Source organism: Microvirga medicaginis (assembly GCF_052658925.1).
In genome coordinates, this window is sequence record NZ_JBQWEL010000011.1 from 166060 (window position 1) to 181320 (window position 15261).

The 15261-nt window shown below is 62.7% G+C and carries 15 protein-coding genes; 2 read left to right on the forward strand and 13 right to left on the reverse strand.

Going from position 1 to position 15261, the window contains the following annotated elements; genetic code table 11:
• Position 1: 1 nt before the first annotated feature.
• The 12 genes from ACUXUR_RS15695 to hutI all read right to left on the reverse strand — a co-directional run bounded on the left by ACUXUR_RS15695 (position 2) and on the right by hutI (position 12231).
• A complete protein-coding gene (locus tag ACUXUR_RS15695) occupies positions 2-670 on the reverse strand; it encodes an amino acid ABC transporter permease (protein WP_445503275.1) in 669 nt (222 codons plus the stop codon).
• A 10-nt stretch (positions 671-680) separates the two neighbouring features.
• Positions 681-1364, reverse strand: coding sequence for an amino acid ABC transporter permease (locus ACUXUR_RS15700; RefSeq protein ID WP_445503276.1), 684 nt, complete (start codon positions 1362-1364; stop codon positions 681-683).
• Positions 1365-1380: 16 nt separating this feature from the next.
• The gene (locus ACUXUR_RS15705; RefSeq protein WP_445503298.1) at positions 1381-2283 is read right to left on the reverse strand and encodes an NAD(P)-dependent oxidoreductase; all 903 of its coding nucleotides are present in this window, start codon (positions 2281-2283) and stop codon (positions 1381-1383) included.
• Positions 2283-3062 (reverse strand): FadR/GntR family transcriptional regulator, encoded by a 780-nt coding sequence (locus ACUXUR_RS15710; protein ID WP_445503277.1) that lies wholly within the window; start codon positions 3060-3062, stop codon positions 2283-2285. The genes ACUXUR_RS15705 and ACUXUR_RS15710 overlap by 1 nt, the downstream gene beginning before the upstream one ends.
• A 523-nt stretch (positions 3063-3585) precedes the next feature.
• Positions 3586-4377 (reverse strand): ABC transporter ATP-binding protein, encoded by a 792-nt coding sequence (locus ACUXUR_RS15715; protein ID WP_445503278.1) that lies wholly within the window; start codon positions 4375-4377, stop codon positions 3586-3588.
• Entirely contained in the window at positions 4374-5150 is a 777-nt protein-coding gene (locus tag ACUXUR_RS15720) for an ABC transporter permease (RefSeq protein ID WP_445503279.1), read from the reverse strand. The genes ACUXUR_RS15715 and ACUXUR_RS15720 overlap by 4 nt, the downstream gene beginning before the upstream one ends.
• A gap of 112 nt (positions 5151-5262) precedes the next feature.
• Positions 5263-6204, reverse strand: coding sequence for an ABC transporter substrate-binding protein (locus ACUXUR_RS15725; protein ID WP_445503280.1), 942 nt, complete (start codon positions 6202-6204; stop codon positions 5263-5265).
• 189 nt (positions 6205-6393) lie between these two features.
• Positions 6394-6975, reverse strand: coding sequence for a HutD/Ves family protein (locus ACUXUR_RS15730; RefSeq protein WP_445503281.1), 582 nt, complete (start codon positions 6973-6975; stop codon positions 6394-6396).
• Positions 6975-8639 (reverse strand): urocanate hydratase, encoded by a 1665-nt coding sequence (gene hutU, locus ACUXUR_RS15735; protein WP_445503282.1) that lies wholly within the window; start codon positions 8637-8639, stop codon positions 6975-6977. The genes ACUXUR_RS15730 and hutU overlap by 1 nt, the downstream gene beginning before the upstream one ends.
• Before the next feature lie 16 nt (positions 8640-8655).
• Positions 8656-9489: an N-formylglutamate deformylase gene (hutG, locus tag ACUXUR_RS15740; RefSeq protein WP_445503283.1), complete on the reverse strand. Its 834-nt coding sequence runs from the start codon at positions 9487-9489 to the stop codon at positions 8656-8658.
• Between the two features lie 4 nt (positions 9490-9493).
• On the reverse strand, positions 9494-11032 hold the full coding sequence (gene hutH / locus ACUXUR_RS15745; protein WP_445503284.1) for a histidine ammonia-lyase: 1539 nt from the start codon (positions 11030-11032) through the stop codon (positions 9494-9496).
• Positions 11029-12231: an imidazolonepropionase gene (gene hutI, locus ACUXUR_RS15750; protein ID WP_445503285.1), complete on the reverse strand. Its 1203-nt coding sequence runs from the start codon at positions 12229-12231 to the stop codon at positions 11029-11031. Before hutI ends, hutH begins: the two co-directional genes overlap by 4 nt.
• A gap of 165 nt (positions 12232-12396) precedes the next feature.
• Here hutI and ACUXUR_RS15755 point away from each other — a divergent pair, with 165 nt between their 5' ends.
• Both ACUXUR_RS15755 and hutC read left to right on the forward strand, forming a co-directional pair.
• The gene (locus ACUXUR_RS15755; RefSeq protein ID WP_445503286.1) at positions 12397-13755 is read left to right on the forward strand and encodes a formimidoylglutamate deiminase; all 1359 of its coding nucleotides are present in this window, start codon (positions 12397-12399) and stop codon (positions 13753-13755) included.
• Positions 13756-13772: 17 nt separating this feature from the next.
• Positions 13773-14507: a histidine utilization repressor gene (hutC, locus tag ACUXUR_RS15760; RefSeq protein WP_445503287.1), complete on the forward strand. Its 735-nt coding sequence runs from the start codon at positions 13773-13775 to the stop codon at positions 14505-14507.
• A 115-nt stretch (positions 14508-14622) separates the two neighbouring features.
• Here the strand turns inward: hutC and ACUXUR_RS15765 are convergent, their stop codons facing one another.
• Complete coding sequence (locus ACUXUR_RS15765) at positions 14623-14883, reverse strand: hypothetical protein (RefSeq protein ID WP_445503288.1); 261 nt, start codon at positions 14881-14883, stop codon at positions 14623-14625.
• Positions 14884-15261: the final 378 nt, after the last annotated feature.

Here is a 15261-nt window from a genome sequence, read left to right on the forward strand (position 1 = left end):
GTCAGGCAGTCCCGAGTGAGAGGCGGGCAGGGCCGCTGCGCATCTCCAGGCGGCGGCTGATGCGTGAGATCGGATAGCAGAGGGCGAAATAGATCACGGCGATGATGGTGTAGATCAGGAAGGGCTCGAACAGGGAATTGTTGATGATCTGGCCCGACCGCGCGAGTTCCACGAAGCCGACCACCGAGGCCAGTGAGGTGTTCTTGATGATCTGCACCATGAAGCCCACCGTCGGAGGCGTCGCGATCCGGATCGCCTGCGGTAGGATGACCTTCGTCATCCGCTGGGAGCGGCTGAGGGCGAGCCCTTCTGCTGCTTCCCATTGCGGCTTCGGAACGGACTCGATGCTGCCGCGCCAGATCTCGCCGAGATACGCGCCGACGTAGATCGTGAGCGAAGCGCCCGCGGCGGTCAGGGGGGAGACGGTCACGCCGAGCGTCGGCAGGCCGAAATAGGTCAGGAACATGATGACCAGAAGCGGCGTGCCCTGGATGAGCTGGACATAACCGGCGCTGAGAAGCCGGACGATCCGGTTCGGCGAGATGCGGCAGAGGGCGATGATGAAGCCGGCGATGCCGCCGCCGAGGAGGCCGATGAGCGACAGGCCGATCGTCCACAGCGCTCCATAGCCCAGAAACATGAGGTGATTGGCATTCAGGGAGCCGCCCATCTTTTCTTCCTCACAAAGGGGTGCCGAGGCGTCGACGACGCGGGAAGATGACGAGGCCGAGGAGCCAGAACCCGGCGCGCATGATCAGCGATAGGACGATGTAGACGAGCGCGACCAGGATATAGGTCTCGAAGGCGCGGTAGGTGTCGGATTGCACGTAGTTCGCAACCGCCGTCAGCTCCTCCGCCGAGATCTGGGATGTCACCGACGAGGCGAGCATCAGCAGCACGAACTGGCTGGTCAATGACGGATAGACCTTCTCGATTGCCGGCCACATGACCACGTGCCAGTAGATCTGAGCGCGGGACAGCGCCAGGCCTTCGGCGGCCTCGATCTGCCCACGGGGAATGGAGTCGAAGCCCGCGCGGATGATCTCGGTCGTGTATGCGCCGACATTGATCGTGAGAGCCGCGGCCGCGACAACGAACGCCGAGAATTTCAGCCCCAGGCTGGCAAGGCCGAAATAGACGAGGAAGATCTGGACCAGCAGCGGCGTGTTGCGGATCGCCTCGACATAGATGCCGCAGATCCGCGAAACGATCGGACGATGGCTGCGTCGTCCGATGGCGCCGAGAACCCCGATGGCCGTGCCCAGCACGGTCGCGATGAAGGCGAGTTGAAGGGTGAGCAGCGCCCCATCGAAGAAGGTCGGCCATCGCTCGAGGATGGTGGCGAAGTCCAGATTGAGGTTCATCCCGATCCGTTCCTCGTCACGCAGTCGTTTGATTGGTCATCCGGTCGTAGACCCGGAAAAGAGCCTGATTGCCGTTCGTGCCCTCGCCGTGGGCGCGCGCCTCGACATACTGGCTCGTCACGAGCGCTGTTCCCGGCAGTGGGACAGAGAGCGAGAGTGCCTGCTCCTGCACGAGCCGCAGGTCCTTGAGCATCAGGTCGATGCGGAAACCGGCGGAGGCATCGCCGGCGATCATTGCCGGACCCAGCTTGTCGAGCATCCAGGAGGCGGCCGAACCGCCCAGGAGCACATTGCGGAGCTGGTCGAGGTCCACGCCGGAGGCGCGGCCAAGCGCGAGCGCTTCGCAGATGGCCTGGAGATTGATGGCGCAAACGAGCTGGTTGCAGAGCTTGACTGTCTGTCCGGCTCCGGCCTCGCCCACATGGGTGATCGTCGTGCCCATGGCGCGGAAATACGGTTCGGCGCGCAAGAAGGCGTCCCTGTCGCCTCCGACCATGATCGAGAGAGAGGCATTCTTGGCACCGACAGGGCCGCCGGACACGGGCGCGTCGAGGAACGCCACGCCTGCAGCCCTGAGATCGGCATGCATGCGCCGGACGGCGACAGGCGAAATCGTGCTCATGTCGACGAAGAGACGGCCCCGTGGCGGCGACGTCAGGAGGCCGCCTTCGCCATAGACGATCTCCTCGACCTGCGGCGTGTCGGGGAGCATGGAAATGACGATGTCCGCGTCCCGCGCAGCGTCCGCCAGGCTTACGGCTGCCGTGGCGCCATAGGGAAGGAGCTCATCCGCGGCATCCTTGCGGACGTCGTAGGCACGGACGGCATATCCCGCCTTGAGCAGATTGAGGGCCATTTCACGCCCCATCGTGCCGAGGCCCGCAAAGCCGACTGTTTCCTTATGGCCGTTTCGCTCCATCATGGCGTCTCGCTCTTGTGGTGTTGTGACGGGGCGCTCCGGGATCCGGATTCGCCGATTGCTGCACGGCGGCGGAAATCGTCGCCGATCGCGAAATGCTCGCGCATGACCTTTTCCGCATGTTCGGGATCGCGCCCCACGATGGCGTCGAAGATGCGGCGATGATCCTCGATCAGGTAGGTCTTCATCGTATCGAAAGCCTGAAGGAGCTCGCGTCGTCCGCGATGGGAGCGCATCAGGATCCCGGACATGGAATCGTGCAGGACGATGAGCGTCTCGGATTTTCCTGCCATCACCACGGCGCGATGAAATTCGAAGTCGGCCACGCCGCCGGTGTCGGCATCGTCGATCGTTTCGACGATGCGCGCGAGCGCTTGCTGCAACCTCTCGAAATCGGACACGGTCGCGCGCTCGGCGGCAAGCCTGACAGCTTGGCACTCGATCGCGATGCGCGCCTGCATCACGTCGTCGATGACCTCGGATTGCTGCGCGAAGGCAAAGGTGAAGAAGTCGTTGAGGACGGACAGATCCGGACGGCGAACGATCGTCCCGACACGGTCGCGAATTTCCACGACGCCGAGGACCGTCAGCGCGCGCAGTGCCTCACGCAGGATGGGTCGGCTGACACCGAGCTGCGCGGCGAGATCGCGTTCAGGGATAAGCCGGTCACCCGGGCGCAATGAGCCCGCGAGCAGACGCTCGCGCAAGAAGGCGAAAACCTTCTCAAACCCCTTGCCGCCACTCTCCCTAAGCCGCGTGATTTCAAGATCAGCGGTCATTTATCTTACCTTGGTCAGACCAGAATACATACCACGGTCGGCCAGTCAACTGTGGGCGTGGTTTGATAATCCTCAGGAGTGTCGAGAGTGTTTCCAGGCGTCCCGACCGGGCGTCATCTGGTCCCAAAAGCGGCAACAGGAGGGGGCTCTCCGCCGCTTATCAAGTTGTGCAAGACTTCTGAGAAGGACTGCTTGGTCTGCTCGTCCAGAGCGAGCAGGCCTTCGCGAAGGGTAGGGGAGCTTCAGGGCCGGCATAGAGCTGGTTCCATGAGTATGGAATCAGCTCTCTTTGTTGCTGGGCCGCATCTTTTGACGGTGAACCGGATCCACTTCACCGAAAAATGCTCTCGTTCGGATATTGCCGTGCGCTCGAATGCAAGGGCCGATCGGAACGAGGATCGCAATGCCGCTGTTCAAATCCGAGAAAATCCCGACATCAGATGGAAACCCAGCGAAGCATCACATCTTTCAGGAGCAAGCGAAAGGCAGGCTTGCTGCGACTGCCTTTATCGCTATCCCATTCCTAATGGGCGACATCCGCCTCGATGGCCTCATGTCGGATCTCCTCCGTCAGCTGGGCCTTCAGGCTCGAGAACTCCGGCGTCGTCTTCATGGTATAGTGCCGGGGATGGGGAAGCTCGACCGAGAGATCGGCCTTGATCCTGCCGGGACGCGCGGACATGACGACGACGCGGGACGCGAGAAAGATCGCTTCCTCGATGTCGTGGGTGACGAAGAGGACGGTCTTGCGTTCCCGCTCCCAGATGCCGAGCAGCAATTCCTGCATGAGACCGCGCGTTTGGTTGTCTAGCGCCCCGAAGGGTTCGTCGAGGAGCAGGATGGCGGGATCGTTGGCGAGCGCGCGGGCAATCGCAGTGCGTTGCTGCATGCCGCCGGAGAGTTGCTTCGGATAATGGTTCTCGAAGCCGCGCAGACCTACCTTCTCGGTGTAGGAGGCCACGATATCCTGGCGCTGCGATTTCGGGATGCCCTTCTCGCGCAGGCCGTAAGCAATGTTCTCGGCAATCGTCAGCCACGGAAACAGGGTGTAGGACTGGAACACCATGCCCCGGTCGGCGCCCGGGCCTTTGATCTCCCGCCCATTGAGCAGCACACGTCCGCTGCTGGGCCGGTCGAGACCGGCCACGATGCGCAGCAACGTGGATTTGCCGCAGCCGGACGGGCCCAGAATCGTGATGAAGTCGTTCTCCGCTACCTGGAGGTTCGTGGGCTCCAGTGCGCGAACCGGAGCGCCGCCACGCACTCCCGGAAACACGCGCGAGACATTGTCGATCTGGAGGATCGCGTTGCTCATGCGAGCCTCCACGGGAAGAGCGAGCGGTTGAGGGCCTTGAACATGAAATCGGAGATGAGGCCGATGATGCCGATGATGATGATGCCGAAGATCATCTGACCTGTCGCCAGAAGCGCCTGGCTGTCGATGATCATGTGTCCGATGCCGGAGGAGGAGCCGATGAGTTCCGCCACGATCACATAGGTCCAGGCCCAGCCCAGCACGAGCCGCAGGATTTCCGCAATCTCGGGTGCGTTCGCCGGAATGAGAACGCGCTTCACCACGCTCTGGTCGCTGGATCCCAGCGTATAGGCGGCCTCGACGAGGTCCCGCCGCGTATTGCCGACGGCCACCGCGACCATCAGGATGATCTGGAAGACAGAGCCGATGAAGATCACGAGGAGCTTCTGCATCTCGCCGATGCCAGCCCAGAGAATGAGAAGCGGCACGAAAGCGGAGGCCGGCAGATAGCGCGCGAAGGATACGAAGGGCTCGAGGAACGCCTCGAAGGATTTGTAGGCGCCCATCAGAATGCCGAGGGGCACGGCAATCATCGCAGCGAGAATGAAACCGCCGACCACGCGCCAGATCGTGACGCCGATATCGCTCAGAAAGCCGAAACGCGTCAGCAGCAACCAGCCGTCCTCCATCATGGTGATCGGATCGGCGAGGAAGGTGCGCGAAACGAATCCTCCGAGGGTTGCGATGGACCAGGCGACAAGAAAGAGAATGAAGAAGGAGATGCCGAGCGTGATACGCGTGCTCTGGCGGACGGGTTCGAGAGGACGGGGCATGAATGATCTGCTTTGCCATCCGGAACAGCAGACCGGATGACCTCAATAGACAAGGGGGCTGGCCACGACCCTCATGAAAGGAATGAGGGCCGCGGCTGTTCGGTCGAAGGCGCTACTGGATGAAGCTCGTATCCGCCAGGGCGTCCATGTCCGGCTTTTGCTTGATGATCCCGGTTTCGAGAAGCAGGTCGGCAGCCTCGGCCGAGAAGGTTTTGAACTCACTGGTGAAGAACTTCTTGTTGGCCTCGCGATCCTGCCAGCGCAGGTACTGGGCCGATTTGCCGAAAGCCTCACCGGTCTGCTTCACGTCCGCGCCCATGATCTCGTAGGATTTCGCCTGATCCTTCGCGATCATGTCCAGCGCCTCGAAATAGCTGTCAGCCAGGGCCTTGGCGGCCTTCGGATTCTCAGCAAGGAATTTCGGCGTGCATCCGAAGGTATCCATCACCATGGGATAGTCGAGTGTCGTGGCGATGATCTTGCCGGCCTGGGGTGCAGCGCGAACAGAGGAAAGATAAGGCTCATAGGTCATGGCCGCATCGTTCTGCCCGGCAATAAAGGCCTGGGCGGCCGGTCCCGGCTCCATGTTGACGACGGTCACATCCTTCACCGAGAGCCCGTTCTTTTTCAGCATCCAGGCGAGAGCGAAGTAAGGCGACGTGCCGGGTGCGGAGGCAGCCACCGTCTTGCCCTTGATGTCCTTGATCGAGGCAATGTCGTTGCGCACCACCATGCCGTCCGCGCCGTAGCTCTTGTCGAGCTGGAAGATCTGCTTGGTCGGCACGCCGTTGGCGTTCCACACAATCCAGGTCTCGACCGTGGTGGCGGCGCATTGAATGTCGCCGGACTGAATTGCGAGATGACGGCTGGCCTGCGGAACTTTCTTGATCGTGACGTCGAGGCCGTTCTTCTTGAAGATGCCGGCTTCCTTCGCGAGTGTCAGCGGCGCGAAGCCCGTCCAGCCCGAGATGCCGATGGTTACCTTCGTCTCCTGCGCTGAAGCCGGCACGACCGCCAGCGCCAACATGGTCAAACCACCCAATACCGCCTTCATGGCAGCCTCCGTTGCTTTGAGTTCCCTGACTCGTTGTGCCGATCGCATCCTCTGGAAGGTCTCCGAGGCCGTTACGTCGGTCGTTCTTCTCCGAGCGCGTGAATGGCACCATGTCGGAGCGGTATTGTCAAATGTATAGACATTTTGGGCTGCCACTGTTTTGGGCAATGCGTCCTGAAAATTGCGCTCCTATGATGAAGCATCCGGCGCGATCTCGACGAGAATCGCCCGTCCGGTTCCAGGCAGCAGGATGAGATCATGCATCCCTTCCAGCATGAGGGTATCCAGGACTTGCAGCGAATGGACAGTTGAATCCAGCGTCACATCGAAGGAGCCATCGAGAGCAACGAGGAAGGCGACGCATGTCTCGTCGGCAAGCAGGGCCACGCCAGCTTCCACGAACCGCGTCCGATGCCTGAACTGACCGCGCCGGGTCATCACGTTGAGGTCGCGGATCGGACCCGAGAGGAGCCGTCCTGTGGTCATGTCATCGCCGGAGAAGGAGAGCTTGGGAGAGGCCTCGTCGAGCGGATAGGCGATGCCCTCCACATCGAGCTCGATGCCATTGCCCTCGATCACGACCAACGTGCGATCGATGCCCGGAAAGACGGAGAACGGTCCGTCGGAGGCGACATCCGCCATGCTGACGCGCCATCCGAAGGTCTCGAAGCTCGAACCCTCCGGAAAGGCGGCGACCTCCGCAGTGGTGCCGCCGCCATTTTTCCACGGAACGCGGACGAGATCATGCTGACGGATGACGCGCGCTTGCATCACCGCAGGCTCGGCAGGTTGAGGCCGAACTCGCGGGCGCAGTCGATCGCGATGTCATAGCCCGCATCCGCGTGGCGCATCACGCCGGTCGCCGGATCGTTCCAGAGCACGCGCTCGATGCGCTTGGCCGCCTCCGGCGTGCCGTCGCAGACGATCACCATGCCCGAATGCTGTGAGAAGCCCATGCCGACGCCGCCGCCATGATGCAGCGAGACCCATGTGGCGCCGGAGGCGCAGTTGAGGAGCGCGTTGAGGAGCGGCCAGTCGGAGACCGCGTCGGAGCCGTCCTTCATGGCTTCCGTCTCGCGGTTGGGGCTCGCGACGGAGCCGGAATCGAGATGGTCGCGACCGATCACGATAGGCGCCTTCAGCTCGCCCTTGGCGACCATCTCGTTGAACGCGAGACCAAGGCGGTGACGGTCGCCCAAGCCCACCCAGCAGATGCGGGCGGGCAGGCCCTGGAACTTGATGCGTTCCTTCGCCATGTCGAGCCAGTTGTGCAGGTGCTTGTTGTCCGGCAGCAACTCCTTCACCTTGGCGTCGGTCTTGAAGATATCCTCCGGATCGCCCGAGAGCGCGGCCCAGCGGAATGGCCCGATGCCACGGCAGAAGAGCGGACGGATATAAGCCGGCACGAAGCCCGGGAAGTCGAATGCATTCTCGACGCCTTCCTCTTTCGCCATCTGGCGGATGTTGTTGCCGTAATCGAGGGTCGGCACGCCCGCCTTGTAGAAGTCCAGCATGGCGCGCACATGCTCGGCCATGGATTGCTTGGCGGCGTGCTCGACGGACTTGGGATCGCTCTCGCGCCTGGCCTCCCACTCGCTCAGCGTCCAGCCCTTCGGCAGGTAGCCGTTGATGGGATCATGCGCGGAGGTCTGATCGGTCACTGCATCGGGGCGGATGCCGCGTCGGTAGATTTCCGGGAAGATCTCGGCGGCGTTGCCGAGGAGGCCCACGGAGACCGGCTTCTTGTCGCGGCAGGATTGCTCGATAAGGCTAAGCGCCTCGTCGAGGGTATCGGCGCGCTGATCGAGATAGCCGGTGCGCAGGCGCATCTCGATGCGGCTCGGCTGGCACTCGACCGCAAGGCAGGAGGCGCCGGCCATGGTGGCGGCGAGCGGCTGCGCGCCACCCATGCCACCAAGGCCTCCGGTGAGGATCCAGCGGCCGGAGAGATCACCGTTGTAGTGCTGGCGGCCCACCTCGACGAAGGTCTCGTAGGTGCCCTGCACGATGCCCTGCGTACCGATGTAAATCCAAGAGCCAGCGGTCATCTGGCCGTACATCATGAGCCCCTTCCGATCGAGCTCATGGAACTTGTCCCAGGTGGCCCAGTGCGGCACGAGATTGGAATTGGCAATCAGCACGCGCGGGGCATCTGGATGCGTGCGGAAGACGCCGACGGGCTTGCCCGATTGCACGAGCAATGTCTCGTCCGCTTCCAGGTTCTTCAGCGCAGCCACGATGCGATCGAAGCTCTCCCAGTCGCGCGCGGCGCGGCCGATGCCGCCATAGACGACGAGCTCGCTCGGTTTCTCGGCGACATTCGGATCGAGGTTGTTCATCAGCATGCGAAGCGGCGCCTCCGTCAGCCAGCTCTTGGCCGACAGCTCGGTGCCATGGGGAGCGCGGATCACGCGGGCGTTGTCGATGCGGGTCATGAGACGGATCCTCGGGTCAAGCTTTGGATTGGGCGAAGGTGAGACAGGTTTGGAGAATGCGGGTCAGTTCAGCGCGCATGGGGGCCGCATAATCCTCGTCGTAAGGTGTTGGCCACTCGCCCTCGGCGACAGGGCCGAGCGATTCCCGCATGTAGCCGCGGCAGGCGAGCTCCATCTGGATGGCATGAACGCCGGTCTCAGGTCGGCCGAGGTCGCGCGTGATGTATCCGCCCTTGAAGCGCCCGTTGACCACATGGCTGAAGCCGCTGCTCGCGCAGATTTCTTCGACGGCATCGCTCAAGGCCGGTGCACAGGTGACCCCACCATTGGTGCCGATATTGAAGTGGGGCAGAGTGCCTTCGAACAGGCGTGGAATGATCGAGCGGATCGAGTGGCAATCATAGACCACCACGTTGGGATGTCGGGCTCGCAGCCGCTCGAGTTCAGCCCGGAGCGTTGCATGATAGGGATCGAAGAAGCGGGCGCGGCGCCCGGCAATGTCTTCTGCCGTGGGTTCCAGGCCCGGCTCGTAGAGCGGTTCCCCATCAAAGGTGGTCGTTGGGCAAAGCTCGGTTGTCGCCTGTCCTGGATAGAGTGACACGCCGGACGGGTCACGGTTCACGTCGATCACGGTGCGGGAGATGGTTGTGCGGATCACGGTGGCGCCCAGATCGGCCGCGAAGCCGTAAAGCCGATCAATCCACCAATCGGCATCCTTGCGCGCGAGCCATCGCGAGACGAGGCCGCGTTCGCACTCCACCGGGATATCGGTGCCCGTATGCGGCAGGCTGACCAGAAGAGGGGCATCGCCGCGGATGAGTGTCAGCCAGGATGGTTGTTCAGTCTTCATCGCGTCACTCCGCCACCTGCGGAAGCACATCGCTTCCAACCGCATCCGCCAATGCACCGGAGATGACGAGTGCCGTCGCCTGCTCCATGTCGGGCGCCATGTGCCGGTCATCTTCGAGATGCGGGACCTTGGCGCGCAACAGGGCACGGGCGCGTTCCAGGCGCTCACTGGACTTCATGGGAGCATGGAAGTCGCAGCCCTGGATCGCGGCCAAGAGCTCGATGCCGATGACATTTGCGGTGTTCGCCGCCATCGGCAGGAGACGCCGCGCACCATGGGCTGCCATGGACACATGGTCCTCCTGGTTGGCGGAGGTCGGGATCGAGTCGACGCTCGCCGGATAGGCGCGCTGCTTGTTCTCCGACACGAGAGCGGCGGCAGTGACCTGCGGGATCATGAAGCCGGAATTAAGCCCTGGCTTCGGCGTGAGGAACGCGGGCAGGCCCGAGAGAGCCGGGTCGACCAGCATGGCGATGCGCCGTTCTGCGAGCGAGCCGATCTCGCAAAGTGCCATGGCAATCATGTCGGCGGCGAAAGCCACAGGCTCCGCATGGAAGTTGCCGCCGGAAATGACCTCCCCGGTTTCGGAGAAGACGAGCGGGTTGTCGGAGACGCCGTTCGCCTCGGTGCCGAGCGTCTCGCTGGCCTGACGCAGCAGGTCGAGCACCGCGCCCATCACCTGCGGCTGGCAGCGCAGGCAATAGGGATCCTGCACGCGGTCGTCGTTGGTGAGATGCGAAGCACGAATGGCACTGCCCTGCATCAAAGCCCGAAGGGACGCGGCGACCTCGATCTGCCCGCGGTGGCGCCGCAGCTTCTGGATACGCTCGTCGAACGGCCCGTCGGAGCCCTTGGCGGCATCGGTCGCGAGTGCTCCGGTGACGAGTGCTGCGCGGAAGACGCGCTCGGCTTCGAAGAGACCTGCCAGCGCCAGCGCGGTCGAGACCTGCGTGCCATTGAGGAGAGCAAGACCTTCCTTGGGGCCGAGCGTCAGCGGTGCAAGACCTGCCCGTGCGAGTGCAGCCTCCGCCGGCATGCGCGCCCCATCGACGAAGAACTCGCCGACACCCATGAGCGCCGCCGTCATATGGGCCAGGGGAGCAAGGTCGCCCGAGGCGCCGACCGATCCCTGGCCGGGAATGACGGGAATGAGATTCGCTTCAAGGCAGCTCGTCAGATGCTCGATGGTGGACCAGCGCACACCCGAGGCACCCTGCGCGAGGCTTGCGAGCTTGAGAGCCATCACAAGCCGCACGACCGCAACCGGCAACGGATCGCCTACGCCCGCCGCATGGGAGAGCACGATGTTGCGCTGGAGCGTCGCGAGATCGGCGGAACCGATCCGAACGCTGGCGAGCTTTCCGAAGCCCGTGTTGATGCCGTAGACCGGCTCTCCCTTGGCCACGATGGCCTCGATGGTCTTGGCTCCTGCGTCGATGGAAGTGCGGCAATCTTGGTCGAGCGAAACCTCAGCGCCGAAATAGACGCGGCGCCAGTCGGCCAAGGTAACGGAGCCGGGATGAAGTATTATGGGTTGTGTCACTGTCCCCTCCAGACACGGGCATGAAGCGGGTTAAAGCCGATGCGGTAGACGAGCTCCGCCGGACGTTCGATGTTCCAGATGGCGAGATCGCAGGACTTGCCGGGCTCAAGGGTGCCGATGGTGTCGAGGCGGCCGAGGGCGCGTGCCGCCTCGCGCGTCACGCCGGCAATGCACTCTTCGACCGTCAGGCGGAACAGGGTCGCACCCATGTTCATGGTGAGCAGGAGCGAGGTCAGCGGCGAGGTCCCGGGATTGCAATCGGTTGCCAGCGCCATGCGCGTGCCGTGCTTGCGGAAAGCAGCGACCGGCGGAACCTGTGTCTCTCGCAGCATGTAGAACGCACCCGGCAACAGCACCGCGACCGTGCCTGCCTTTGCCATCGCAGTGGCGCCATCCTCATCCGTGTACTCGAGATGGTCGGCCGAAAGAGCTTCATAATCGGCAGCGAGCTTCGCACCGTGCAGGTTGGAAAGCTGGTCGGCATGAAGCTTGATCTTCAACCCCAGCGCCTTTGCTGCATCGAAAACGCGCGCAGTCTGTTCGGGAGAAAATGCGATGCCTTCGCAGAAGGCATCGACCGCATCAGCCAACCCTTCGCGGGCAAGAGCGGGCAGCATCTCGGTGCAGATCTTCTCGATGAACGCATCCTTGTCGCCATTCGCCTCCGGCGGCAGGGCATGGGCGCCGAGGAAGGAGGTGGTGACGGAAACGGGGCGTTCCTCGGCAAGGCGCCGCGCCGCGCGCAGGCACCGAGCTTCCGTCTCCAGGTCGAGGCCGTAGCCCGACTTGATCTCAATGGTGGTGCAGCCCTCAGTGATGAGATGATCGAGGCGGGGCAGGGCGCTCGCAACGAGGTCGTCCTCGCTCGCCGCTCGGGTTGCCTTCACGGTGGAAACAATGCCGCCGCCGGCGCGGGCGATCTCTTCGTAGCTCGCACCTTTCAGGCGCAGCTCGAACTCATGTGCCCGATCACCGCCATAAACCAGATGGGTGTGGCAGTCGACGAGACCGGGGGTGATCCAACGCCCGTCACAGTCGATCCGCTCGGCCGCGTCCCCGTTGGTCGGGAGATCCTGCGCCGGTCCGGCAAAGGCAATGCGGCCATCCTTTGCGGCAACGGCTCCGTTTTCAATGATACCAAGGCCATTGCCGGCCAATGTAGCGAGGCGGGCGTTGAACCAGACCCGGTCGAAGCGCATGTTTCTGCTCCGGTGTGTTCGCGATAATGTCTATACATAATCGCAGAAGATCGATATTGTCTAGACGTATTCGATCGGTTCTGATGGTTGGGCGTCGGCATGGCTTTTTGGCGGCTGCAGATGTCCTGCATTCAGGAGCCGTTCCACGGCAAAGGTGTCATAGTGATGCGCAGGCTCATCCTCGATCATGCTCTCCTTCCCGAAGGCTGGGCCCGGAATGTCGGTCTTGATATCGAGGGCGGCGTGATCGCCGCCGTGCACCGGGATGCTCCTCGCGAGGACCGCGAGCGCATCACCGGGATCGCGGTGCCTGGATTGCCGAACCTGCACAGCCACACCTTTCAACGGGGCATGGCGGGACTTGCCGAAACCCGAGGGCCGGAAGGGGACAGCTTCTGGACCTGGCGGCAGGTGATGTATCGCTTCCTCGGCCGGCTCATGCCGGCCGATGTCGAGGCCATCGCGGCCTTCGCGATGATGGAGATGCTCGAAGGCGGGTTCACCTCCGTGGCCGAGTTTCACTATCTGCACCACGATACGGACGGCCGTCCCTATGCCGATATCGCGGAGCTCTCCGGGCGCATCGCGGCCGCCGCGCAGGAGACCGGCATAGGCCTGACCCTTCTTCCGGTCTTCTATGCACAGGGTGGATTCGGCGGTGTCGCACCAGCCGAAGGTCAACGGCGGTTCATCAACGATGTCGAGCGCTACTTCCGCCTTCTGGAGGGCGCTCGCAAGGCTGTGGCCAATCTCGACGATGCCGTCGTCGGCGTCGCGCCCCACAGTCTGCGTGCCGTCACACCGGCCAGCCTGAGCGAAGTCGTCGCAAGGGCAGGCGAGGGGCCAATTCATATCCACGTCGCGGAGCAGGTGAAGGAGGTCGAAGATTGCCTTGCATGGTCGGGCTACCGCCCGGTCGCATGGCTGCTCGATCACGCACCTGTGGATCAACGCTGGTGCCTGATCCATGCCACGCATCTTGATGCGCAGGAGATCAAGGGCATCGCCATGAGCGGTGCAGTGGCAGGCCTTTGCCCCATCACCGAAGCTAATCTGGGTGACGGAATCTTTGCAGGTATCGATTACCTCGCCGCCGGAGGGCGTTTCGGTGCCGGATCCGATTCGAACATCGAGATTTCGGCTGCGGCGGAGCTCAAGCAATTCGAGTACAGCCAGCGTCTCAAGCACCGCGCCCGTAATGTTCTCGCCGAACGCGAGGGGCAGTCGACGGGGCGTCATCTTTACGAAAAGGCGCTGTCGGGCGGAGCCCAAGCTCTCGGCCGCCGCATCGGTGCGATTGCAGCAGAACATCGCGCCGATCTCGTCGTACTCGATGCAGATCACCCCGATCTTGCCGCCGTTTCTGGAGATCGCTGGATCGATTCTTACGTCTTCGTCGCAGGCAAGGACGTGATCGATACAGTGCTCGTCGCAGGCCAGGTCATGGTAAGGAGAGGCCGGCATGTGAAGCGCGACGCGATCCGCGCTCGCTATGCGCGTGCGATGAGCCGCATCCTGGAATGAAAGAAAAGTCGTCCGACATGAAGCATCTGCATCAGCGTATCCGCGACGATATCGAGGCCCGGATCATGTCCGGCGAGTGGCCTCCGGGCCATCGCATTCCCTTCGAGCATGAGCTGATGGCCGAATACGGCTGCTCGCGCATGACCGTGAACAAGGTGATGTCGATTCTGGCGGCCAATGGTCTCATCACCCGCCGGCGCCGGGCGGGCTCGGTCGTGGCGGAGCCGAGCAGTCAGCAGGCGGTGCTGCAGATCCAGGATTTCGCTCTCGAAGCTTCCCGTGCGGGCACCGAGTATCGCTTCAAAATCCTGCATCGCTCGATAGAGGCCATCGATGCCGCCGCCGCGCAGCGTACGGGGCTGCCGCCAGGCACCGAGATGCTCTGCCTCTCCACGCTTCACGTGATGAATGATGTGCCGCAGGCTTTCGAGCAGCGCCTCATCAATCTCGCTACCGTGCCTGAGGCAGGCGAGGAGTCTTTCAAGGACGATCCGCCCGGCACTTGGCTTCTGCGGCGCGTCCCGTGGACGGATGCGGAGCACATCGTGCGCGCGGTCAATGCCGACAGCGCGATGGCGAAGAGACTTCAGATTCAAACCGGAGCGGCGTGTCTCGTGCTGGAGCGGCGGACTTGGCAGGCGGGCGCCTTCGTTACGGAGGCGCGGATCACCTATCCCGGTGAAAGACATCACCTGATTGGACGCTTCTCTCCATCACTGAAGGGAGTCTCAGCGGGTCAACCCGTATCCTGATGAGAGCATTGGCTGCTGACGCACGAGCGAGGTGACATCGGACACCATTAATGGATGAGAAGCAAGTCGACATACTTAATGGCGGCACCTCACTCGTTCGGGACACTCCCGAATTTTATCGGTGATCGATAACCTTATACTCGGCATCGATTACTTCTGCCTGAGGGCGCTGTCGTGTCTGATGCGCGCGACGCCGAAGGTAGAAATACAAGGCTGCTCCGCCAATCAGCATCAGCGGGAGCACGACAAGCAAACCGACCAGCACCACGGTCAGCAGAATAATTCCCGACACCACCACGATTGCCAGTCTGATGATGGTGGTGAGGAGCCGATTCGAGCGGGGAGAGATAGTCGTCCTGAAGTCAATGAAGCCCATGGCGTAATCCTCGGCTGCTGTCGCACCGTGAATGCGAGAGCAAGGAAAGATGTCCGACATCGCGAACGGCGAACGTCCGCCAGAGGAGCCCGGACCTGATATTCTTGCTAAGGTGGGTAATGGGCGGACGAAACGCAAGATACTCCGGCATCCGGAGCTACAGTACCAGGGCTTGTCGATGCGGAGCAGCGCAACAGCGGAGCGTCTCGGCCGGCTTTGTGCGCTGGAGGGCTTTCATCGTCTGCCGGATCCATTTTGAGCGGCTTTTTGCCCGCCTGCTGGTTGGCGTTCTGCTTGGCGTTCTGCACAACAAAAAGCCCCCGCTGCGGGAGCGGCGGGGGCTTTGTCATGGTATCCGGAGGATGGTCATCCGGAGGT

Bases quoted from the DNA above. Each gene is read 5' to 3' on its own strand.
- ACUXUR_RS15700 (WP_445503276.1), bottom strand. From the start codon at position 1,364: ATGAACCTCAATCTGGACTTCGCCACCATCCTCGAGCGATGGCCGACC.
- ACUXUR_RS15765 (WP_445503288.1), bottom strand. From the start codon at position 14,883: ATGGGCTTCATTGACTTCAGGACGACTATCTCTCCCCGCTCGAATCGG.
- ACUXUR_RS15730 (WP_445503281.1), bottom strand. From the start codon at position 6,975: ATGCAAGCGCGCGTCATCCGTCAGCATGATCTCGTCCGCGTTCCGTGG.
- hutG (WP_445503283.1), bottom strand. From the start codon at position 9,489: ATGAAGACTGAACAACCATCCTGGCTGACACTCATCCGCGGCGATGCC.
- hutC (WP_445503287.1), top strand. From the start codon at position 13,773: ATGAAGCATCTGCATCAGCGTATCCGCGACGATATCGAGGCCCGGATC.
- hutI (WP_445503285.1), bottom strand. From the start codon at position 12,231: ATGCGCTTCGACCGGGTCTGGTTCAACGCCCGCCTCGCTACATTGGCC.
- ACUXUR_RS15720 (WP_445503279.1), bottom strand. From the start codon at position 5,150: ATGCCCCGTCCTCTCGAACCCGTCCGCCAGAGCACGCGTATCACGCTC.
- ACUXUR_RS15705 (WP_445503298.1), bottom strand. From the start codon at position 2,283: ATGGAGCGAAACGGCCATAAGGAAACAGTCGGCTTTGCGGGCCTCGGC.
- ACUXUR_RS15695 (WP_445503275.1), bottom strand. From the start codon at position 670: ATGGGCGGCTCCCTGAATGCCAATCACCTCATGTTTCTGGGCTATGGA.
- ACUXUR_RS15755 (WP_445503286.1), top strand. From the start codon at position 12,397: ATGCGCAGGCTCATCCTCGATCATGCTCTCCTTCCCGAAGGCTGGGCC.
- hutU (WP_445503282.1), bottom strand. From the start codon at position 8,639: ATGACCCGCATCGACAACGCCCGCGTGATCCGCGCTCCCCATGGCACC.
- ACUXUR_RS15715 (WP_445503278.1), bottom strand. From the start codon at position 4,377: ATGAGCAACGCGATCCTCCAGATCGACAATGTCTCGCGCGTGTTTCCG.
- ACUXUR_RS15710 (WP_445503277.1), bottom strand. From the start codon at position 3,062: ATGACCGCTGATCTTGAAATCACGCGGCTTAGGGAGAGTGGCGGCAAG.
- ACUXUR_RS15725 (WP_445503280.1), bottom strand. From the start codon at position 6,204: ATGAAGGCGGTATTGGGTGGTTTGACCATGTTGGCGCTGGCGGTCGTG.